Source organism: Polynucleobacter sp. AM-7D1 (assembly GCF_018688455.1).
Classification (GTDB): domain Bacteria; phylum Pseudomonadota; class Gammaproteobacteria; order Burkholderiales; family Burkholderiaceae; genus Polynucleobacter.
In genome coordinates this window covers 1895686-1914690 of the sequence record NZ_CP061319.1, presented here as the reverse complement: position 1 = coordinate 1914690, position 19005 = coordinate 1895686, and the positions used below count along the sequence as shown (strand labels likewise).

At 43.3% G+C, this 19005-nt stretch carries 26 protein-coding genes, 1 tRNA gene, 1 pseudogene and 2 riboswitches; of the genes and pseudogenes, 20 read left to right on the top strand and 8 right to left on the bottom strand.

The window, feature by feature from the left end; translation table 11 throughout:
- Nucleotides 1-9: 9 nt before the first annotated feature.
- Nucleotides 10-1341, top strand: coding sequence for an FAD/NAD(P)-binding protein (locus GQ359_RS10030; protein WP_215386993.1), 1332 nt, complete (start codon nucleotides 10-12; stop codon nucleotides 1339-1341).
- Nucleotides 1342-1467: 126 nt separating this feature from the next.
- Nucleotides 1468-1543 (top strand) — tRNA-Phe (locus GQ359_RS10025).
- A 94-nt stretch (nucleotides 1544-1637) separates the two neighbouring features.
- On the opposite strand, the pseudogene GQ359_RS10145 reads toward GQ359_RS10025, so the two are convergent.
- Both GQ359_RS10145 and GQ359_RS10010 read right to left on the bottom strand, forming a co-directional pair.
- A pseudogene (locus GQ359_RS10145) lies at nucleotides 1638-2096 on the bottom strand (DUF2127 domain-containing protein).
- 61 nt (nucleotides 2097-2157) lie between these two features.
- A complete protein-coding gene (locus GQ359_RS10010) occupies nucleotides 2158-2781 on the bottom strand; it encodes a TetR/AcrR family transcriptional regulator (protein ID WP_215386990.1) in 624 nt (207 codons plus the stop codon).
- A gap of 200 nt (nucleotides 2782-2981) precedes the next feature.
- Here GQ359_RS10010 and GQ359_RS10005 point away from each other — a divergent pair, with 200 nt between their 5' ends.
- The 4 genes from GQ359_RS10005 to GQ359_RS09990 all read left to right on the top strand — a co-directional run bounded on the left by GQ359_RS10005 (nucleotide 2982) and on the right by GQ359_RS09990 (nucleotide 5582).
- On the top strand, nucleotides 2982-3512 hold the full coding sequence (locus GQ359_RS10005) for a hypothetical protein (RefSeq protein ID WP_215386989.1): 531 nt from the start codon (nucleotides 2982-2984) through the stop codon (nucleotides 3510-3512).
- 151 nt (nucleotides 3513-3663) lie between these two features.
- The gene (locus tag GQ359_RS10000) at nucleotides 3664-4062 is read left to right on the top strand and encodes a DUF1398 family protein (protein WP_215386988.1); all 399 of its coding nucleotides are present in this window, start codon (nucleotides 3664-3666) and stop codon (nucleotides 4060-4062) included.
- A gap of 113 nt (nucleotides 4063-4175) precedes the next feature.
- Nucleotides 4176-4574: an MAPEG family protein gene (locus GQ359_RS09995; protein WP_215386987.1), complete on the top strand. Its 399-nt coding sequence runs from the start codon at nucleotides 4176-4178 to the stop codon at nucleotides 4572-4574.
- 165 nt (nucleotides 4575-4739) lie between these two features.
- Entirely contained in the window at nucleotides 4740-5582 is an 843-nt protein-coding gene (locus tag GQ359_RS09990; RefSeq protein WP_215386986.1) for an alpha/beta hydrolase, read from the top strand.
- A gap of 74 nt (nucleotides 5583-5656) precedes the next feature.
- Here GQ359_RS09990 and GQ359_RS09985 read toward each other — a convergent pair whose 3' ends face one another.
- A complete protein-coding gene (locus GQ359_RS09985; RefSeq protein WP_215386985.1) occupies nucleotides 5657-6433 on the bottom strand; it encodes an AraC family transcriptional regulator in 777 nt (258 codons plus the stop codon).
- 88 nt (nucleotides 6434-6521) lie between these two features.
- Between GQ359_RS09985 and GQ359_RS09980 the strand changes: the two genes are divergently transcribed.
- From GQ359_RS09980 to GQ359_RS09945, 8 genes are all read left to right on the top strand, one after another.
- Nucleotides 6522-7058, top strand: coding sequence for a peroxiredoxin-like family protein (locus tag GQ359_RS09980; protein WP_215386984.1), 537 nt, complete (start codon nucleotides 6522-6524; stop codon nucleotides 7056-7058).
- A gap of 41 nt (nucleotides 7059-7099) precedes the next feature.
- Entirely contained in the window at nucleotides 7100-7489 is a 390-nt protein-coding gene (locus GQ359_RS09975; RefSeq protein WP_215386983.1) for a tautomerase family protein, read from the top strand.
- A gap of 46 nt (nucleotides 7490-7535) precedes the next feature.
- Nucleotides 7536-8024 carry a DM13 domain-containing protein gene (locus GQ359_RS09970; RefSeq protein ID WP_215386982.1) on the top strand — a complete coding sequence of 163 codons (489 nt, stop codon included), beginning with the start codon at nucleotides 7536-7538 and terminating at the stop codon, nucleotides 8022-8024.
- 141 nt (nucleotides 8025-8165) lie between these two features.
- A complete protein-coding gene (locus GQ359_RS09965) occupies nucleotides 8166-9272 on the top strand; it encodes a patatin-like phospholipase family protein (protein WP_215387972.1) in 1107 nt (368 codons plus the stop codon).
- Between the two features lie 51 nt (nucleotides 9273-9323).
- Entirely contained in the window at nucleotides 9324-9842 is a 519-nt protein-coding gene (locus tag GQ359_RS09960; RefSeq protein WP_215386981.1) for a DinB family protein, read from the top strand.
- A gap of 62 nt (nucleotides 9843-9904) precedes the next feature.
- Nucleotides 9905-10588, top strand: coding sequence for a haloacid dehalogenase type II (locus tag GQ359_RS09955; RefSeq protein ID WP_215386980.1), 684 nt, complete (start codon nucleotides 9905-9907; stop codon nucleotides 10586-10588).
- Between the two features lie 191 nt (nucleotides 10589-10779).
- Nucleotides 10780-11184, top strand: a complete 405-nt coding sequence (locus GQ359_RS09950; RefSeq protein WP_215302245.1) for a BLUF domain-containing protein — start codon at nucleotides 10780-10782, stop codon at nucleotides 11182-11184.
- Nucleotides 11185-11279: 95 nt separating this feature from the next.
- Nucleotides 11280-11840, top strand: a complete 561-nt coding sequence (locus GQ359_RS09945) for a peroxiredoxin (RefSeq protein ID WP_215386979.1) — start codon at nucleotides 11280-11282, stop codon at nucleotides 11838-11840.
- A 6-nt stretch (nucleotides 11841-11846) separates the two neighbouring features.
- On the opposite strand, the gene pagP is transcribed toward GQ359_RS09945, so the two are convergent.
- The gene (gene pagP, locus GQ359_RS09940) at nucleotides 11847-12398 is read right to left on the bottom strand and encodes a lipid IV(A) palmitoyltransferase PagP (protein WP_215386978.1); all 552 of its coding nucleotides are present in this window, start codon (nucleotides 12396-12398) and stop codon (nucleotides 11847-11849) included.
- Between the two features lie 184 nt (nucleotides 12399-12582).
- Here pagP and GQ359_RS09935 point away from each other — a divergent pair, with 184 nt between their 5' ends.
- From GQ359_RS09935 to GQ359_RS09915, 5 genes are all read left to right on the top strand, one after another.
- On the top strand, nucleotides 12583-13140 hold the full coding sequence (locus tag GQ359_RS09935) for a phasin family protein (protein WP_215386977.1): 558 nt from the start codon (nucleotides 12583-12585) through the stop codon (nucleotides 13138-13140).
- Nucleotides 13141-13279: 139 nt separating this feature from the next.
- Nucleotides 13280-13645, top strand: coding sequence for an aspartate 1-decarboxylase (gene panD / locus GQ359_RS09930; RefSeq protein ID WP_215386976.1), 366 nt, complete (start codon nucleotides 13280-13282; stop codon nucleotides 13643-13645).
- A 63-nt stretch (nucleotides 13646-13708) separates the two neighbouring features.
- Nucleotides 13709-13795, top strand: a riboswitch (glycine riboswitch).
- A gap of 8 nt (nucleotides 13796-13803) precedes the next feature.
- Nucleotides 13804-13908, top strand: a riboswitch (glycine riboswitch).
- Nucleotides 13909-14046: 138 nt separating this feature from the next.
- A complete protein-coding gene (locus tag GQ359_RS09925; protein WP_215302240.1) occupies nucleotides 14047-14244 on the top strand; it encodes a hypothetical protein in 198 nt (65 codons plus the stop codon).
- Between the two features lie 103 nt (nucleotides 14245-14347).
- Nucleotides 14348-15100 (top strand): transporter substrate-binding domain-containing protein, encoded by a 753-nt coding sequence (locus GQ359_RS09920; protein ID WP_215386975.1) that lies wholly within the window; start codon nucleotides 14348-14350, stop codon nucleotides 15098-15100.
- Nucleotides 15101-15172: 72 nt separating this feature from the next.
- On the top strand, nucleotides 15173-15412 hold the full coding sequence (locus GQ359_RS09915) for a hypothetical protein (protein WP_215386974.1): 240 nt from the start codon (nucleotides 15173-15175) through the stop codon (nucleotides 15410-15412).
- A 44-nt stretch (nucleotides 15413-15456) separates the two neighbouring features.
- On the opposite strand, the gene GQ359_RS09910 is transcribed toward GQ359_RS09915, so the two are convergent.
- The 3 genes from GQ359_RS09910 to GQ359_RS09900 are packed head-to-tail and all read right to left on the bottom strand — an operon-like array spanning nucleotide 15457 to nucleotide 16889.
- On the bottom strand, nucleotides 15457-16104 hold the full coding sequence (locus GQ359_RS09910; RefSeq protein WP_215386973.1) for a histidine phosphatase family protein: 648 nt from the start codon (nucleotides 16102-16104) through the stop codon (nucleotides 15457-15459).
- Between the two features lie 19 nt (nucleotides 16105-16123).
- A complete protein-coding gene (locus GQ359_RS09905; RefSeq protein WP_251367877.1) occupies nucleotides 16124-16630 on the bottom strand; it encodes an MOSC domain-containing protein in 507 nt (168 codons plus the stop codon).
- Between the two features lie 52 nt (nucleotides 16631-16682).
- Nucleotides 16683-16889 carry a hypothetical protein gene (locus GQ359_RS09900; RefSeq protein WP_215386972.1) on the bottom strand — a complete coding sequence of 69 codons (207 nt, stop codon included), beginning with the start codon at nucleotides 16887-16889 and terminating at the stop codon, nucleotides 16683-16685.
- 186 nt (nucleotides 16890-17075) lie between these two features.
- Here GQ359_RS09900 and GQ359_RS09895 point away from each other — a divergent pair, with 186 nt between their 5' ends.
- A complete protein-coding gene (locus tag GQ359_RS09895) occupies nucleotides 17076-17324 on the top strand; it encodes a hypothetical protein (protein ID WP_215386971.1) in 249 nt (82 codons plus the stop codon).
- A gap of 2 nt (nucleotides 17325-17326) precedes the next feature.
- Here the strand turns inward: GQ359_RS09895 and GQ359_RS09890 are convergent, their stop codons facing one another.
- The gene (locus GQ359_RS09890; protein WP_370624829.1) at nucleotides 17327-18946 is read right to left on the bottom strand and encodes a peptide chain release factor 3; all 1620 of its coding nucleotides are present in this window, start codon (nucleotides 18944-18946) and stop codon (nucleotides 17327-17329) included.
- Nucleotides 18947-19005: the final 59 nt, after the last annotated feature.

The window sequence follows — 19005 nt, the reverse complement described above, 5'->3', positions numbered from 1 at the left end:
GGCTGACCCATGTCGAACATCAAAGAATTGGCGATCATTGGCGACGGCTTTGCTGCAGCTGTAATGGTGGTGCATCTCTTGCGCAGGGGCATTGCGCCCACCGCTATAACGGTGATTGGCTCAGGCGCTCTAGGCAAGGGAAATGCATATGGTTGTGACAATCTACATTTTCGACTGAACATCCGTGAGGATTTGCCAATCATTTTTTCAAATGACCCCTTGCATTTTTCAAGGTGGGCTAAAGATAATGTAAATGATCCAGAAGCAAAGACTGATGCAGGATATTTTTATCGTCGCCAAGATTTTGGTCGGTATGTTTTTGAACTGATTTCTGCCGAATCTAAACCGGATGAAATTGAACAAATTAAAGCTAAAGTTGTCAGCTTAAGTTCGGACGATAATTCATGGAAGCTTGTTCTTGATAACCAAGCGGTATTAAGAGCAAAGCGAGTCATTATCGCTACTGGCAATCCCCCGCCCACTTGGCCTTGCGTCGTCACCACTCCTTATCCCGATCTATCTGCATCATGTCTTGTTGAAAATCCCTGGGCGGGGCATGGATTAGTCGGGGTCGAAGCTCATGAGAGCATTATTTTGCTAGGCGGAGGATTGACAGCATTAGATGCCATTAACAATTTGGTAGAGCGTAAGCATCTTGGACAAATATATGTGATTAGTCCGAGAGCCATTTTTCCTCCGGCTCAGGCGAATTGGGAAAGAAAGATTCAGCCCGTTTGGCCGCAGAATTTAAGCCCAGCTAAATTCATTCGTTTCATGCGAGATTATTTGCCTTCAATATCCACTGCGAGCACAGAGTGGCAGAGCGCGTGGGAAGAGTTGAGGACAAATATTAGTATCATTTGGCAACAATTTTCCGTGCATCAAAAGCGAACTTTATTTAAGCGAGTGGGTTGGCTATGGAATTTATATCGTTTTCGAGCCTCACCACAAACGATAGCTGCATATGAAAAGCTGAAGTCAAAAAATCAAATTCAATTTGTATTGGGACGTGCCATAGAAATCAAATGTACTGACTCTCGGGTCAGAGTGCGCTTGGGTAATGGAATTAATGTTGAGGGAGATCGAATCATCAATTGCACAGGCGTTGCATCTGATCCCTTACTAAATCAACTCATTGAAAACCGATTGGCGATCAGGGACCCGCTTGGGCATGCTATTGCGGTTGATGCAAGTTTCCGAGTGATTCGTTCACCATCTGATCGGTGGAATAGTTTATGGATGATTGGGCCGGCAACCATGGGAAGCTTGGGTGATGTCATAGCTGCAAGTGCTATTGCCAAGCAAGCTGAGCAATTGGCTGGTCAGATTGCTGGGGGCTAGAAACACTCCATAAGCCCCTTTAAATATAGCCTCTTGGATGCCGATTGATAAGTCAATTGAGTAAATTGCCATCGTAAACCCAGTTTTTAATCCTATAAATTAGTTTCATTTATAATCCTAACTCTTGGCCTGGTAGCTCAGTCGGTAGAGCAGAGGATTGAAAATCCTTGTGTCGGTGGTTCGATTCCGCCCCGGGCCACCAAGAAACACCAAAACCACCTTCGGGTGGTTTTTTATTGGAGTTTATGCAATTCCCTTGATTGGGATGGTAGTCGCTTTAAGCTTCGTGATAAAAATCACTCAGAAAGTTTGGCTAATCGTTTGCTATGTAAGACATACATTAGATACATCACGATGATGGTATTGATTATTAACACCAACACCATTAGCCAGCTAAACCTGTGAATGAGCTCATTGATCTCAAAAGGGATGTAAATAAATCCTGAAAATACGGCCAACCATTAGGCCCAACTCTTATTACACCAAATGCCGCTTGCCTCTACCCAACGCAATACGCCCATAACGCTAGCCAAGATAGCGATACTCAATATTTGATCTTGATTAAAGTTATCCAGCCAATAAAACAACGTCTGCAGGAAAGGATCTTTAGAGGCAATGCTGCTGAGCTCAGGATGATCAATCCAAGAAAATGCTTGCGAGTTTCGATGCAGGAAAAAAAGACTAATGCCAATGGTTATGGCAACCGCCCCACGAAATATTTTTAGGCAGGCAATTGTCTTTAGGCTTTTACTCATCGCCTAAATCTACAATCCATAGATTTTTGTAATACATAAAATTGTGCCATTCTGGTGCATATTATTTTTGATAGATTCGAACTAACAGATCCAACACGGTTCGCTCATGTGATGAAGTTCCAAAGTATGGATTTCTTTCCATAAAGTCATTTCTAATCATTGCCTGTGATGCTCGCAAACAAATCCTAACTTCATCTTCATCCATGATTTTCATGGTTCCAGATTGATTTCTAGTCTGCGCCCGCATTAGAGGCGCTATAAGAACATCCATTACTTTATATACATTTTCTGGGTCGGGCATCGCCTTTATAAAAAGTCGATAGAGCGGAATTATCTTCCCAGGTCTGCGAGAACGTAAGTTGTCAAAATAATATTCAGAGATCATCATCATTAATTGTCTGACAGTCCCATGATTAGGAAAGGCATCAATTTTTGGAACTAAACCAGCATGAAGGCGTGTTACAAAAAATCGCCAAAGACTAGTGTATAGGTCATCTTTATTTTTGAAATAACGATAAAGAGATCCTACTGAAAATCCAGACTTAACCGCTAAATTTTGGGATGTCACTGCTTCTATTTCTTCGGCACTCTCAATGGCATGTATAGCCGCTTGAATGATGATGTCAGCAGTAACTTCAGCTCTTGATTGCTTTGGCTGGGTTCGTAGTTTTTTATCTGAAGCCATAACTTCTTTCCATCATGAATGAAACTGAATATTGCGAGGCTATGAAATGACAAAGTAGAAAAAATGCTATCTAAATCAAATAATTAGGCGAGGATAAAAAACTTCTAAAGATGAGCATATTACAAGCTTATCGCGCCATTATCTATCTATATTAAGAGGCATGATTAAAAGCCTTTCTAATCCCACTTTCCCCCCAAGTTATGGGTGAAACTCTGCTGATAGGGGGCGCGTTACTACTTGGCGGAATAGTATCAAGCTTAGTTAAGTCCCATCCTTTTTATAAACATCAGAGCCAAAAATTCAAAGATTCTTATCAAGCAAAGCTTTGGCACAACTTACAAGTCGAATACAGCGAGAATGAAGCTTATTGGATCTCTAGGGCCCTTACAGACTATATCTATGATTTCAACAAGCGACTGTATGAAGATGTCCATATTGAGCGCTACATGAGCCATGCGATAAAAGAGAAAAATAACTTATATAAGCAGCACATAGAATCGCCTAATGTTTTATGCGAGGAGCTAGTTTTGCGAGCTGTGGAGCTTAAGGTTCCACCAATGCTCTTCTTTACTCATATGAAAGAATTGCATGGGAACTACCTGGTGCCTATGGGCAAATTAACACCTGGCTCTATTGAAAGTATGCCGGGGGCGAGCACCTATTATCTGGAGCTTACTAAATTGCCGCTGAGTACAAAACAAATGACGCATTATCTTGATATGATTAATTAGAGTCGTTTAAAAGATATTATAGGAATAGGGTCGGGTATCCTGAAGCCCTGGTCGATTTCGCCCCGGGCCACCAAGAGACACCAAAACCACCTTCGGGTGGTTTTTTCGTTTGTAAGGCTGGATAATTTAAGCAGTCAATTTAAGGTTGCTTATGAATCAGAATACAAAAGACGTTATTGAAAAATGTGCCCATCAATCTCATGCTGGTCTTCTAACCTTCCCAGAGGCATTGGGTCGCTTAGTTGAGGTTGGTGTTGAGTCTTACTTCGCGGACTATCGCAATCAATCAACTACATATTATTTGTCAGGCAATGAGGTTTGTGCTGTTTCTATGGAGATGCCTCTGGTAGAGATCCCAAATTCATTTAATAAAGATGGCATTGTTTCAGCCATTCGTGGAGCTCAAAGTGATGTGGTGAGATATCCTGAGTTTCTTAAATTAACGATGGCTGCTGGCTGCATCGGATATATTGTTTGGATAGCTGGAAGACATGTGAGTTATTTCGGGCGGCAAGGCGAAGTTCACATTGAGCATTTTCCACAAGGATGAGAGTCCCGAAGCCCAAGTTAATCCCGCCTAGAACTAGCAAGATTTCACAAGCCACCTCTGGGCAATTTTTTCTTTTTCTGATTAATATCTAGGAATTCTTTTGGGAGCTCTAAATGTTATTAGTCACCTCAATCATTGCCTGCATCTTAACTATCATCTTTATCAAACTCTCGTTTGCCGTCATTGGACTGAGAAGAAAAAACAAGTGCGGCCTGGGAAGTGGGGGTCATGATGATCTTGAGAGGGCGATTCGTGCTCAAGGAAACTTTGCCGAATATGTACCTTTCGGAATCATATTAATTGCTTGTCTAGAATTAAATGGTGCGCCTTGGTGGTTGGTTGCAATGCCGGGCATCACTTTAGTTGTTGGACGTTTAATTCACGCTGTAGGCATCAATGAGCCGCCACCAGATTTCAGTAAGCGAATTTTGGGAATGAAGTTTACATTTGCTACGTTGATTACATTAGTTATTTTGAACTTGGGATGGGCTCTGTATAAGCTGGTTGGATAGCATTAGATATCGTAAGTTCTGGTCGATTCCGCCCCCGGCCATTAAGAAACGCCAAAACCACCTCCGGGTGGTTTTTTCATTTATAGGGTTTAGGATATGCCTCAAAAATAGGATAGAGTGTCACGGTTAGTTAAATCTATTTATATGTAAGTCTAGGGATAAAAAATGAAATGGCTGTTAAGCGTCTGCGCTTTCTTTTGTTTTGGCTCTGTGACTGCTCAAACAATGAGCCCCATTCTTTTGGAAGCTGATGTTGGAAGAGAGTCGGGAGTTTTTTCAAAATCTCCAGTTGTTCAAAGGGCAATATTGCTTAAGCCTTCCACGCAAACAGATACGGCTTTGCTTTTTTATCGTGGTTGGTCCGGAATTGCCAACATTAAGACAGAAAATGATTGGAAAAGAAACTTAAATTATTTACAAAACAATACTGAGTTGTTTGCTCAGTCTGGCATAGCGCTTGTTGTCATGGATTGCCCTAGTGATGAAAATAGCGTTGCACCAGGTAATAAGCCATTGGGGTGTAATGATGACTATCGATCTTCTGTGAAGCATGCCGATGACGTAAGAAAAATTATGACTCTACTGAAAGAAAAGTATGGGATCAAAAATTTTTATGTGATGGGCCATAGCTACGGAACAATCTCATCAAAGTGGCTTGCTAAAAATCTGGGTACTGAAATAAAGGGCAGTATTCATTCTGCATCTATGACGGTGGCTAATAACTACAACAGAAGCTATGGCTCTTCAGTGGAGTCATTTGATATGTCAGCATTGAGGGCGCCCGTGTTGAATATTCATCATGGTGATGATCAGTGCTCCCATACCCCTTATGCAACTGTTGCGGCATATTCTAAAAATAATTTGATAACAGTAAAAGGCGGTGAGGGTACGGGGGACATATGTGGTGGAACTCACTTACATTCGATGGGGGGTAGGGAAGAGGCCGCTACAAAAGCAATTATTCAGTGGATTAAAACTGGTCAAGTTCAATCCACTGTTGGCGAATAGCTTATCTAGGGCCCCAAGTATTCTCGCCCCCCTTTTACTAAGGGGCTATTTGAGCTTAGTAAATTCATACAAATCTAATTACTTCTATGTTTAGCGCATTGCTCTCTAATTGATAGTCGGCTCATTGCGCGCGAGAGGGTAGATGCGCTTGAATAACCTGTATGACGTGCCGCCTGCTTTAAACCTATGCCATCGACAATAAGCCTATGAGCTAAATTCAGCCGAATTCTTTCTATGTATTTGCCGGGCGTTATTTGCATCAATTTCTTAAATTGATGGGCATACGATGTACGCGACATACCTGCTTCTAGAGCAAGGGCATCTAGAGACCAGTTCTTGGATGCGTCCTCATGGATAGCAACAAGGGTTTTGGCAATTCTTGGATTGGCTAAAGCGCTAAATAGGCCGGTAGTTTTTTGTGGTCGAGAAACCAAATGCCTGAGCAAGCCAATCAGCAAAATATCTCCAGCCCGATTAATTAATAAAGGTTGTCCACATCTGGTGGCTGCCATTTCACTTGAAATTAAACGCACAATTTGAGTAAGTGAAGCATCTGCATTTTCTAAGTTAATTAAGAGCTGTTCTGAAAACTCCGATAAAAACATGGGTGCCAATGGCCCATCTAGTTCAACCTCAAAGCTCATCCACTTCTTTGCATGCGGTGGCAAAACCATGTCATCAAGGGCTGGGCATACGAGTAGTGCCATATTCTCAAGAGAGGGGCCTAGTTTTTGCGGATTTATATCAACGAGGATATGCAAGCCAAATCCGACGGGTTGATCATTAAGTGACACTCGCGGGGCAAGCCCTTGCAGAAGGGCGGATAGTCGATCTAGATTTGGAGTGGGCATATTTGTACTAAAAGCAAATAAATATGGACATATTGTTGCATTTAATCAGTAATAATCAATATTCATAACTTTTAAGAAGAGGTTTTCTATGCTGATACCCCGCCAAACTACTCCTGCATTAAGCGTCTCAACCTTGCATCACGGAACTTTTGATACATCCATTGATGCTGCCGAGAATTTCACATTAATAGTGTTTTATCGTGGTTTGCATTGCCCTATATGTATGAAGTATTTATTAGAGCTAGGACGCTTAGTCCCCGAGTTTGAAAAGCGTGGCGTTAAAGTTATTGCTATCTCTAGTGATACTAAAGAGCGCGCAGAGCAAATGGCTGAAAAACTCAACGCCCCTGAATTGCGAATGGGCTATGGATTAAGCTTGGATGTTGCGCGTCAATGGGGTATGTATATCAGCACCTCACGTGGCCTAACATCAATTGGCATAGAAGAGCCCGCTTTATTCTCGGAGCCAGCAGTCTTTATCGTAAGACCGGACACTACGCTTTATTACGGCGCTGTCCAAACTATGCCTTTTGCACGCCCTAATTTTACTGACCTATTGGGCGCGATTGATTTTGCCTTGGCTAAGGATTATCCAGCGCGTGGTGAATACACCGGTTCTGTATAAGCAATGATTGCTTAGGCAATGTAAAAAACGGAGATCTCAAGATGCCATTTGTACGAATAGATTTGGGTAAGCAATATCCCGAGGGAGTAGCCCAGAAAATTGGGGATATTGTTTACGAGGTGATGCTGAGGCATATTAATGTACCTGCTGACGATAAGTTTCAAGTCATTACCAGACATGATGCCAATGAGTTAGTAGTTCCTAAAAGTTATCTTGGCATTGAATATTCGCAGGGCATTATTTTCATTCAGGTAACTTTGAATGAGGGCCGCACCACCGAGCTGAAGAAAAAATTCTATAAGGCCGTCTGTGATGGGGTGGTAGAGAAACTTAACATTCGACCAGAAGATATTGTTATTAACTTAGTAGAAGTCAATAAAGAAAATTGGTCATTTGGTCACGGTGAGATGCAATATGGACCTAAAGACTAAGTACGATCACATCTAGATATGCGGTCAATTTTATAATGCCGGCAATATGAAAAAATTACTCCTCAGCTTTCTATTTGTTGGGCTCATGCCAACTGCAAATGCGCAGGTCCTCGATGCAATCCGTGGTCACGTTCAGGACCTGAGAGCGCGCACGGAAGAGCATCAAAAGATTGAAGGCGTCATCTTAAAGCGAGGACAAATTGATAAAAATGCAAAAGGGCAGGACTTGATTCACAACTCCTCTGGTGAATGGTCCTTAGTCAAGGTAGGCAATCAATTGTTTTTACAATCAAGCGAAGACTTTAGATCAAGCCCTGGGCCAGACTATCATATCTATATCAGCAGCAAGCCTGCCATTAAAGACAATGATGAGTTTAGTTCTCAACAAATTGAAGTTAGTCGAATTAAAAAACCCAATGGCGCCGCATACTATCTTTTAAAAACAGAAAATCCAGAAGATGTAAGTAGTATGCTGATTTGGTGCAAGCAGTTTAAAGAATACATTGGATCGGCAGATTTGCTCCCTACGAAGTAAGTAAAAGTAGTTTTGCTGCAGTTGGGCACCATGGGTTCTGCCCCATTCCGCCCCGGTCTACCAATTAATACTCAAACTAGCTGCTAGCGGTTTTTGATTTAGAGATCTGATATAAATTAGTGAAACAAACAGGGACCTGATATGAAACAACAATCACGCCGTAATTTCTTAAAAACCTCTGCTGTTGGTGCCGTTGCTATTGGTGCTGCCGCCGGCTCTAGTATTGATACTACCTACGCTCAGTCAAAGCCGCCAAAATCGAATATCGAGCTAAAGACGCATGAGATTTCTCAAAAACTATTTGCCGATGATGGTTTGGCAATGCCTATTGCCACTAAACCCACGGTTTCAAAATTGGCAAAGGGGCTTGATCGAGCCATGGTCCTCGGTGGTGGAGGGGAGTATTACATTGCTTGGTATTGCGGTTTTTTTCATGGCCTGATTGAAGCGGGGCTGGATATGGCTCAGCTTCCTGAGATGGTGGTTGGCACTTCTGCTGGTTCTTATATGGGTTCCTCATTGCTCTCTGGGGAGTTTTCCCGCTTGCGGACGGAGTTTGATTTTTTTGGAAAGTTTCCGGAGATTTTTGCCAAGATTGCTCCAGTAACTAAGCCCAATATCAGTCAAATGAGGGCCGATCAAATTAATATGAGTGCGACGGATGGCAGCATTGAAACTCGTAGAGTGATTGGCCATGCCGCATTAGCTGCTGACAACAAATTAAACGGTGAGCGCGTTGAAAAGGTGGCTGCATTATTGACAGGCGATAGTAAAAAAGATTGGCCGACTAGCCGGATGTTTACAACGGGAATAGATTGCTACACGGGTGAGCGCATTGTTGTTGGTCAGCAAGCTGCCAGAAAAAATAACATTCCCTTGGCGCACGGTACAGCAGCGAGTAGCTCATTGCCGGGTGTTGTTGGGCCAACATTATTGGGTCAGCGTTATGTCATGGATGGAGGAATTTGTTCTAATCCAGCTCATGTGGATTTAGTAGCTGGATCTAAAAGGGCCCTAATCATTACATTAACTGACGGTATAACGGGAGCAATTCTGACAACAATCCCACACCCCATTGCTCAAAATATTGAAGACATTAAGGCGACCGGCACAAAAGTAATGTGGATAGTAGCTGGCACACCTAAAGGGGTTGATTTGCTTGATCCAAAGCAAATTGCTGGCGCATTGCGAACGGGCTATGATCGTTCAAAAATCGAAGCAGCAAAAATTAAAAAATTCTGGACATAGGCTTTGGCATTCTAAATAACCAGAATTTGTTTACTTACCTAGGGGCGCTATATGTCTGCCATTCGCAATATCCGCATGCTTGCACGCTACAACAAGTGGGCAAACAATATGCTTTTGGATGCGATTGCTGCGTTGCCGCTTGATGAGGTAATCAAAAAGCGTGCCGCCGCATTTGGTGGAATGTCATTTGCCTTGGCCCACGTAGCTATTGTTGATCAAATCTGGCGAGCTCATTTACTTGGGAAAGATCATGGGTTCAAGTCTCGCACCACGGATTCACCAGATTCTTTGGCGGCCCTAACTGAAAAGTTAAATGAATCAGGCGATTGGTATATTCAATATGCTGACTCCATGACTGAACCACTACTCAATGAAAAGCTTAGCTTTTTGTTTGTTGATGGCGGTGCTGGAGAAATGACAAGAGGCGATATTCTGATTCATGTCTTTAATCACAAAACATTTCATCGCGGCCATATTGGAGATATGTTTTATCAGTCAGGTTTTAGGCCGCCATCTATAGACCTCCCTGTCTATTTAAGAGATGCTTTTAATGAATCAGAGCTTGGGTAAGACATCTTTAGCCAAAATTGTTTAAAACAAAATACTAAAAATATCCATCATGAGGAGACTGCATGTATAAGCTCATAGCCTTTGATGCTTACGGCACATTGTTTGATGTTTATTCCATGGGAGAGTTGGCGGAATCCTTGTTTCCGGGTAATGGCCAAGCTTTTGCTTTAATGTGGCGTGACCGCCAAATTGAATATACCCGCCTAGTCACCATGAGTGACCCGAACCCTAGCGGCAGCAAGCATTACCTTCCCTTTTGGGAGTTAACGGTTCGTTCCTTGCATTATGTTTGCAAGCGCATGAACTTAAATCTCACCTCGGAAAATGAAAAGCGCTTGATGGATCAGTATGCAAAGCTCACTGGTTTTGAGGATAGCTTAAGCGTCCTCAAGACAATAAAAGGTAAAGGAATGTCAACGGCCATTTTGTCTAATGGCAGCAGAGAGATGCTGGCAACAGTAGTCAAGAGTAATGGTTTGATGTCTTACTTGGACCAAGTTATCACGGTTGAAGATATACGACTATTTAAGACTGCCCCACAATCCTATGAGCTTTTATTAAAAGCATTTCCAGTCAAAAAAGAAGAAGTGTTATTTGTTTCAAGTAATGCTTGGGATGCGTTAGGCGCAAAGTGGTTTGGCTTTGATGTATTTTGGGTTAATCGCCTTGGACACCCTTTTGAAGAAATTGGTGAGAAGCCAAACTATGAGGGTAATTCCTTGAGTAAAGTGCTAGAAGTTATTTAGGGAATACTCCGAATCTTTGCAAGATCGGCCCCATTACAAATTGCCAAAGAATGGGGCTGGATTAATCATGGCGCCATTCCCAAGGGGATTGTTGCGCGAATTGCTGAGCCTTTCGGGTAAATCAGCATTGATTGAGGCTATATCAAAAGCTAATATCTATAATTCGCCAGATCCAACCCTAAGATAACAAGATGAGTAAGTCCCAATTAATTTCTGTGAGCTATATCAGCAAGGCAACGCAGGATATGGGTGTCTTGGCATTGATGCGCCTCACCGATCAGGCGGCGCAACTCAATCAAAAATTAGGCTTATCGGGAGTGCTTTTTTACGAGAACCAACATTTTGGCCAAATATTGGAAGGGCCGCGTACGGAGGTCATGAAAATATGGGAAAAAATTCAGCGAGATCCTCGCCATCAGCAAGTGCGCTTATTGAAGCTGGAGGACATTCAAGAAAGAAGCTTTCCCGCCTGGTCAATGCGCTTCTTCTTGGCAAAGGAAATTATTGCAAAGATGCCAAGCCTCACTAGCGTATTGGATGGCTTACCCGAGCATGATGTTGAACTCTTGAGGCTAATGCGTTCAGCAGCCGAGTAAGCATCCTTCCTTTGTGATGAGCATTCAGCGGATCTCTCGGCTGTATCTAATTGCAGCATCTCGTAATGTGTAGCTTACTTTAATGAAATCTCACGATGACCAATTTCAATCAATTGCCTAGCAACTTACCTATTCCTCAGGATGATGGGGCTGCCGATCATTTGGTTGGCATGCGCTTACCTTCCGTCACTTTGAATACCACCACCGCTAGCCGCTTTAATCTTGGCGAGAGTAAAGGGCGCTTGGTGATTTACTGCTATCCAATGACGGGCCAGCCAAATGTTGCTTTGCCAGAAGGTTGGGATCAGATACCGGGCGCAAGAGGCTGTACGCCTCAAAGCTGTTCGTTTAGAGATCACTATCAAGAGTTGCGCACTTTAGGTGTGGAGGTATTTGGTTTGAGCGTGCAATCTACTGAATATCAAAAAGAGATGGCGGATCGCTTGCATTTACCATTTCCGGTATTGAGTGATGCAGATTATCAACTTCAGAAAGCATTGCAGCTACCTACCTTTGTTGCCGCTGGAATGACTTTGCTCAAGCGCATTACTTTGATTGTGAATAATGGTGTGATCGAGGCTGTGCACTACCCAATTTTTCCGAGCGATAGTGATCCAGTTTGGGTGATCGACTATTTAAAAAACAATCCCGCTTAATTCTGTTTAGGGCAAGCTGTATTTAGCCCAAGTGAATAAAACGTTGCCGACATTTTGACTGCCAGGCACATATGCAGCCTGAATGCTGAGCTCTTTATAGCTGATTGAGGCAATAGGCAGTAAACCAGGGAAGGGAATGTAGTTCATGATGTCTTGGCGCGACATGATGAATGCAGTTGCTCCAACGCCGTACTTCCAGTCAGGACTATTGCCGATATTCCACATGGGGATCCAGCCATAGCCAACCATATACTGATAAATTCCATGCGAGTCTTTGAAGGTCATCCCATAAATGCCCTCCCAGTTACCGCTCTCATTCATTAGGCCCCTGCCAAAACCAATGCCCATCGGATATTCGGTGTATTGATTGATTTTGTCTTGGGAATACGCATAAGGCATGTGATACGTGTAGAGCGGAATATAGAGCTCGTTTTCGCCTTTATCCCAAATGGATTCCAGATGATTTGTTGTGTTTTGAAACCACTCTGAAGCGCTTTCTGCGTGTGAGCTTGCCAATGGCATGCAAAGAAGCAAAAGCAAGATAAATCTACGGCACATAACCAATCATTTCTAAACTAGATGAAGCAAAGCGCCTCCTAGGCAAGGTTTAGCGCTGCTTTTTGTAACAAACTACGTGAACTGACAGAATTATATGTTGCTTTGCAGCAATATTTCCTTGCTAAGCCCAAAATAAGCTATTAATATGGTGCAGTGCAACAAATAACCCTTTAAAGGAAATATCATGTTCAAAAATCAATTTGCAGAAAATCAAGCCAAATCCGTTGAAAGTGCTCGCGCATTGGGTCAAACTGCTCTCGAGAACGCTCAAGAGCTAGCAGAAATCAATTACCAAGCAGCTCAACAAGCCGTAGCCAATGCGCAAGCTAAGGCTGCTGAATTGTTAAAGGGTAAAGATGCCAAAGCAGCCTTAGATCTCCTGCAAAGCCCAGAAGTACAAGAGGCGGTTGCTGAAGTTGCCGCTTATCAGAAAAAAGTAGCCGCAGTATTGCGTCGTGGAAATCAAGAATTAGTTGAGGCTGTAGAAGCCGCCATTGATCAATCACAAGATGACTTAAAGAGCTTTGTCGCAGCTGCTACCTCAAAGGCGCCAGCAGGCTCAGAAGCATATGTAAGCGCCTTTACCTCGGCATTCAACACAGCAATGCAAAATTTTGATCAAGTACGATCAACCACTCAAGATGCTTTTGCAAACTTTGAGAAAAGCGTTGAAACTGCAATGAAGAGTGCAGAAGGTCAATTTGGTCAGGCTCCTAAGGCAGGAAAAAGTCGCACCAAGTAAGTAGTAGATAATGGTTAAACAAAAAGCCCCGTGTAAGCGGGGTTTTTTGCTGGCGTAATATCAAAAAAATTTGAGAAAATAGCGAGATGGCTGCTAAAAATGCTGGAAGAGGCATGCTTTTAATTCTTGAGGAAATCGTATGAATCGCATTATGTTGTTGGGAAAAATTCACAGAGCAACCGTTACAGAGGCGGATTTGCATTACGAAGGCTCTTGTGGAATCGATGAAGACTTCCTCGATGCTGCGGATATGCGTGAATTTGAAAAGATCGAGCTTTACAACATCAACAATGGCGAGCGTTTCTCAACTTACATCATTAAAGCAAAGCGTGGGTCTGGCATTATTTCTCTGAATGGCGCTGCTGCACGTAAAGCACATGTTGGCGACCATCTGATTATTTGCACATACGGACAAGTTAGCAACGATGCAGTTGCAAAGCATGTTCCTAAGATTGTGTTGTTGGGTGAAGGCAATACCATTAAAGAAATTAAAAAGGTCAATTAAATTATTGGCATTCCTGGGGCTAGGTATTAGCCAGGATTACAAAAGTAACATATCAAGATATACTAGCGCTAAGCAGGAGAGTGAGGCCATAGGCCTCCACCGAAGGCGCAAACTCCCATGAACGCTCAGGTACCCAACAGGAAGGTACTGCTTATCCTAAACTGCCGTCTGGAGAGTCACCATATTGATGGTGCACCGAAGGAGCAAGCACTAAGCCAGGTCTTAGTGTGAATCTCTCAGGTATCAAGGACAGGGGGAGCGGCAAGCGAGTGGCGCATTGAATTGCGCACGCGCAAGTTAGGAGCCCTGTATGAATACCACCCCAAGCTAAATCAGTAAGAGCGTATTAGCAATTTCCCGCATTGGGACTATTAACAATCTTACTGAATTAGGCAAACATTATGAGCAATATCTACACTAAGGAAGCCCCATACCATCCAGGCTATGAGGACGTATCGTTTAAACGCGAAGTATCGAAAACCGTATCAGAGTTAAGCGAACTGAGGTTAGTGAATGCACGCTATCTCAAATTTGCAGATGCTATTGTGGATTTCTGTAAAGCGAGTCACGTACCCACTAAAAAAGTAAACGTTGGCTAGCCAGAGCTAAAAGTAGCCATTAGAAAGTAAAAGCCACCTTCGGGTGGTTTTTTACATTCAATTCTTGATAAGATCGTTCATCAAATTGAATGCTAAATACATCATGAGACTATTCAAAATAATATCGATATTGTTAGCAAGCCTATTTGTACTTGGCGCATGCTCGAAGGAAGAGCAATCTAATGTGATTAAGGTTGCTGTATCGCCTGCCATCCCCCCAATGCTTTTTGAGAAAGATGGCAAATACACTGGCGTAGATTTGGAAATATTTGAGGGTTACTGCAAGTCTCGGGGTTGTACATTCAAAATGACTGCTTACGATTGGCTAGGTATGTTGGGCGCGGTGACTAGCGGGCAGGCTGATGTTGCGTTCTCGGGGATCTCTATTACAGATAAACGCAAAGAAGTGATAGATTTTTCCAAGCCATACTTCACAAGTACTTGGGATTTAATTAGTCTACAAAATCGTAATATTAAGATTGCCGATTTATCCCAGTTACAAAAATATACTATTGCTTATCCAACCGGCAGCGTCTTTGATGATTATGTAAAAGACGTGTTGCAGCCAAAAGGGTATTACTCCTTGGACCGAGTGAAGCTTTATCCTTCACCCACAGAGGCCTTAATTGCTTTGCAAAATGGCAATGTAGACTTGGTATTTGTGGATAGTGTGATGCTGCAAAGTTATCAAAAATCATTAAATCTCCCAGTGAGCAGTAGCTACCAAGTGGTGGGTTTTGATAACCTAGGATTTGCCTTTAAAAAAGGCTCCAAATTGAGGGACGACTTTAATTTATACCTTTCTGAGTTGGGACCAGAAAAATTAAAGGCAATTATTAATCAGTGGACGAAATAAATTGCAGTGACTTTGGTATATTGGGTTAAAGTGCTCTTAAGCTGATTATTTCAATTATTCATAAGGAAAAATATGTCTCATCATGACAAATTAATTGCCGCTTTCGAAACATACCAATCAGAGAATGAAAAGTTCCATGGTAAAGGAATCAAAGCTTCTGCTGCCAGAGCTCGTAAAGCTTTGCAAGAGATTGCCGGTTCTTGCAAAGAGCGTCGCAAAGAAATTACTGCTGAAAAAGAGGCGCTTGAAGCTAAGCCAAAAGGTGAGGGCATGTCACAAGATGCTGCTCGTCACGCACACATCAGAAAATAAATCCTTTCTGCAATGTAAAAAGTCACCTGATGGTGACTTTTTACTTAGAGGTCAACGTTTTCAAGAGCAGAACCTTTTAAGTGCCGAGTATCTGCCCATTGATCTACTACCCAGCCACTCGATTCTTCATGGCTAATCCAATTTAATGATGCATTTGGTACCGAGACAATTCGCTGTGCGCTCAGAGATTGATTACTTGCTATGCGATACATCATGTCGAGTGTGCCGCCATGACTAACTACTAATATAGTTTTACCAGCATGGCGCTCTTGGATTCTGTCTAGCGCATTTCGTACGCGTAATGAAAACTGCTGAATACTTTCACCACCCTCAAGATCATGATCTAAGTCGCGGGCGATATGCGCTTGCCAAATATCAGGCCGTAGCAGAGGGGCTTCAGTAATTGAGAGCCCTTGAAGTGCGCCAAAATTGCGCTCTCGTAAAGCGCTATCGACCTGCGCTTCCACTCCAAATAATTCAACGACAGCACTTGCAGTATCAGCCGCTCTTTTCAGGTCGCTGGTATACAAGACATCAAACCCAAGATTAATGTCTTTAAGCGCTTGAGCCATTTGGCGTGCCTGTAAAACACCTTTGGGATTAAGGGGCGTATCGGTGTGGCCTTGCAACCGTCTTTCGGCATTCCAGGCGGTTTCGCCATGGCGAATCAGGCAGAGTTTTGTAGTTGTCATATAACAATATTAAGTCGAGTTAATTTCCATCAGATTCTGAAAAGTCGAGGAGATCTCCAGGGATAAGGCATCCGGACTCGAGCGCCTCTGCTCTAAGTCCGCCCCTATTTTCAAATGCATTCATAAAATCGGGCCTTTTGAGTAGATCGGCTGGTCTTTGGCAGGGCGCACACAATTCTGTACCCCTAAACATAAGGCCTCCTAAATAGAAAATCTTACCAACCAGATCATTAAGTTCATTTACAGAGATGCCACTAATCACAAGATTTCTGCGGGTATCACTTTCACTAAAAACTGTTTGTTGTTTGGCAAGGAGCTGTTGATTAGCATGTTCAATGCCAGAAAGCGCAATGAGAGAAATATGTCGAATCTTAGGTTTGGTTTTAGAGAATGCACCTACGCCCAGAGCGTAGCGATCACCATCAATTCCTTTGCCAGCAATGATATTAGCTTGCGCAAGTTGCATCATCGATTCGCCCGCTCGAGAGGCAATTTGAATTGAATAAATTTGCGGAGATGCTGTCATGATGAGAGCATATTACATAAGAAAAAGCCCCGGTAATTTCGGGGCTTAGTACTTATGCTGCAACAGGTTCAGCGGTGGGTGCCGCGACGGGAGGTCGCTTATTGATAGCCCTCTGAATCTTTGCCTTCTCTTTAGGCTTGGTACTCGAGTCCAGCAATTTGCTTAGTTGGGCTGTAGTGAGTGGACCCAATTTAGCTTTGCCAGTCTTACTAACCATGGGGTCGTTTTTTCTATTTCTTTGATTTTGGCCAACAGCCATATTTTTTCCTAGAGTCTTGGAATGATGAACCTCTGAGCTTGCTCAGCAGACTCCCCTAAGTAGGGCGCGGAATAGTGATCACGAACCAGAATAACAGTTAAGCAGTCCAGGCGCTATGATTACATCATGATGAATACTCCTAATTTGAAATTAGCACCAATACCTTTATTGAATATGAGGGCTCGAATGTCACATCTCAAATATATTTTGTTACTGAGTGTGTTTGGTTTAATGGCCTGTGCTGCGGTATATACAGATGCATCAGATGCAAATCACGTCACCTTTATAATTAGTGATGGCGAGTCTGTGGAGTCCCTATCACCAAAGGCCAATGCCTATTGTGCTCAATACGGCAAGACTGCGTCGTTTAGAAAGAGTGATACTCAGCTGGTTGCGGTATTTGACTGCAACTGGCCAAAATCTAGTCCGCGCTAGATTTAGCCAGCAAGGTCTGATTGGTAGATGAGGCCTGCATGTTCTCTTAGTGCGTGGAATTGAATAGATTCCCAACGCTGCTGAGCTACATCTAATTCGGATTTATGGCTGGCCAAAAATACTGAAGCTCCTACAACATCCTCTGCCATGCGGTGAATATTTTCCTGGATGAATTTCTTGAGTGCTACAGGATCATCTGAGCTGACCCAGCGAGCTAAGTTGTAGCGTGCAGGCAGCAAGCGTACTTCAGCGCCATACTCAGTTTGCAGACGATGGCTTACGACTTCAAACTGCAGCTGTCCAAAAGCACCAAGTAACATCGTGCCGCCAGTCATTGGGCGGAAAACTTGAATCGCACCTTCTTCGCCAAGTTGCATTAAGCCCGTGCGTAGTTGTTTAGAGCGCAATGGATCAGCAGATTCGACCATACGGAAAATTTCAGGGGCAAAAAATGGCAAGCCTGTGAATTGCAATTGCTCACCTTCGGTGAGTGTATCGCCTAGCCTGAGAAGACCGTGATTTGGTAATCCAATGATGTCACCAGGAAAGGCTTCATCTAGAATATCGCGGCGTTGTGACAGGAAGGAAAGAGCATTATTAGTACGCACCTCTTTTCCATTGCGACAAATCTTGAGTTTCATGCCGCGTTGAAAATGTCCCGAGCAGATACGCAAGAAGGCAACGCGATCTCGATGGGCTGGATCCATGTTGGCTTGAATCTTGAAAACTACTGCAGAAAATTTATTTTCAGCGGGGCTCACCTCACGTTGCAAGGCCTTACGTGAGCCTGGTGATGGCGCAAGCTCAACTAAGGTGTTCAGAATTTCACGCACGCCAAAATTATTAATGGCAGAGCCAAAGAACACTGGTGATTGACGACCCGCTAAAAAAGCTTCACGATCAAATGCGGGCATCGCATTTTTAATGAGGTCCACTTCAGCCAGTGCGTTTTCAAGATCTGTACCTAGGCGCTCCTTCAGTGCTGGATCATTGATGTCGACAATTGCATGGGAGTCCTCGGTTACACGATCTTCACCTGCTTTGAACATGCGCATTTGAGAATTGGCAATATCAATTACACCGGCAAATGATTTACCCATGCCTACTGGCCATGTAAAAGGAACTACTTCTATTCCTAGTGCGGTTTCAATCTCGTCCATCAGCTCCATGGGCGGCTTTACTTCACGATCCATCTTGTTGATAAAAGTGACGATTGGCGTGTTACGTGCACGACAGACTTCCAGCAAACGCAAGGTTTGTGATTCGACGCCATTCGCAGCATCAATCACCATGAGGGCGGAATCAACCGCAGTTAAAACACGATAGGTATCTTCCGAAAAGTCCTGGTGACCCGGCGTGTCTAACAGGTTGATAATGCAATCGCGATACTCCATTTGCATGACCGAGCTGGCTACAGAGATACCACGCTGTTTTTCAATCTCCATCCAGTCAGAGGTTGCGTGCCGACTTGCTTTGCGGGCTTTGACGCTACCGGCAATCTGAATGGCTCCCGCATATAACAAGAGTTTTTCAGTAAGGGTGGTCTTACCTGCATCTGGGTGGGAGATGATGGCAAAGCTACGGCGTCTTAAAACTTCTGCGCCGGGAGTGCTGGAGGTGATGGTATCGATGGTAATTCTGCGCTTAATCTAATTGACAGAATTATAAGCGGGAGGGACTT

Bases quoted from the DNA above. Each gene is read 5' to 3' on its own strand.
- GQ359_RS09960 (WP_215386981.1), top strand. From the start codon at position 9,324: ATGTCTGCCATTCGCAATATCCGCATGCTTGCACGCTACAACAAGTGG.
- GQ359_RS09995 (WP_215386987.1), top strand. From the start codon at position 4,176: ATGTTATTAGTCACCTCAATCATTGCCTGCATCTTAACTATCATCTTT.
- GQ359_RS09915 (WP_215386974.1), top strand. From the start codon at position 15,173: ATGTCTCATCATGACAAATTAATTGCCGCTTTCGAAACATACCAATCA.
- GQ359_RS09965 (WP_215387972.1), top strand. From the start codon at position 8,166: ATGAAACAACAATCACGCCGTAATTTCTTAAAAACCTCTGCTGTTGGT.
- GQ359_RS09980 (WP_215386984.1), top strand. From the start codon at position 6,522: ATGCTGATACCCCGCCAAACTACTCCTGCATTAAGCGTCTCAACCTTG.
- GQ359_RS10030 (WP_215386993.1), top strand. From the start codon at position 10: ATGTCGAACATCAAAGAATTGGCGATCATTGGCGACGGCTTTGCTGCA.
- GQ359_RS10005 (WP_215386989.1), top strand. From the start codon at position 2,982: ATGGGTGAAACTCTGCTGATAGGGGGCGCGTTACTACTTGGCGGAATA.
- GQ359_RS09935 (WP_215386977.1), top strand. From the start codon at position 12,583: ATGTTCAAAAATCAATTTGCAGAAAATCAAGCCAAATCCGTTGAAAGT.
- GQ359_RS09895 (WP_215386971.1), top strand. From the start codon at position 17,076: ATGTCACATCTCAAATATATTTTGTTACTGAGTGTGTTTGGTTTAATG.
- GQ359_RS09905 (WP_251367877.1), bottom strand. From the start codon at position 16,630: ATGACAGCATCTCCGCAAATTTATTCAATTCAAATTGCCTCTCGAGCG.
- GQ359_RS09955 (WP_215386980.1), top strand. From the start codon at position 9,905: ATGTATAAGCTCATAGCCTTTGATGCTTACGGCACATTGTTTGATGTT.
- GQ359_RS09925 (WP_215302240.1), top strand. From the start codon at position 14,047: ATGAGCAATATCTACACTAAGGAAGCCCCATACCATCCAGGCTATGAG.
- GQ359_RS09920 (WP_215386975.1), top strand. From the start codon at position 14,348: ATGAGACTATTCAAAATAATATCGATATTGTTAGCAAGCCTATTTGTA.
- GQ359_RS10010 (WP_215386990.1), bottom strand. From the start codon at position 2,781: ATGGCTTCAGATAAAAAACTACGAACCCAGCCAAAGCAATCAAGAGCT.
- GQ359_RS09910 (WP_215386973.1), bottom strand. From the start codon at position 16,104: ATGACAACTACAAAACTCTGCCTGATTCGCCATGGCGAAACCGCCTGG.
- GQ359_RS09900 (WP_215386972.1), bottom strand. From the start codon at position 16,889: ATGGCTGTTGGCCAAAATCAAAGAAATAGAAAAAACGACCCCATGGTT.
- GQ359_RS09970 (WP_215386982.1), top strand. From the start codon at position 7,536: ATGAAAAAATTACTCCTCAGCTTTCTATTTGTTGGGCTCATGCCAACT.
- GQ359_RS09975 (WP_215386983.1), top strand. From the start codon at position 7,100: ATGCCATTTGTACGAATAGATTTGGGTAAGCAATATCCCGAGGGAGTA.
- GQ359_RS09985 (WP_215386985.1), bottom strand. From the start codon at position 6,433: ATGCCCACTCCAAATCTAGATCGACTATCCGCCCTTCTGCAAGGGCTT.
- pagP (WP_215386978.1), bottom strand. From the start codon at position 12,398: ATGTGCCGTAGATTTATCTTGCTTTTGCTTCTTTGCATGCCATTGGCA.
- GQ359_RS09945 (WP_215386979.1), top strand. From the start codon at position 11,280: ATGACCAATTTCAATCAATTGCCTAGCAACTTACCTATTCCTCAGGAT.
- panD (WP_215386976.1), top strand. From the start codon at position 13,280: ATGAATCGCATTATGTTGTTGGGAAAAATTCACAGAGCAACCGTTACA.
- GQ359_RS09990 (WP_215386986.1), top strand. From the start codon at position 4,740: ATGAAATGGCTGTTAAGCGTCTGCGCTTTCTTTTGTTTTGGCTCTGTG.
- GQ359_RS10000 (WP_215386988.1), top strand. From the start codon at position 3,664: ATGAATCAGAATACAAAAGACGTTATTGAAAAATGTGCCCATCAATCT.
- GQ359_RS09950 (WP_215302245.1), top strand. From the start codon at position 10,780: ATGAGTAAGTCCCAATTAATTTCTGTGAGCTATATCAGCAAGGCAACG.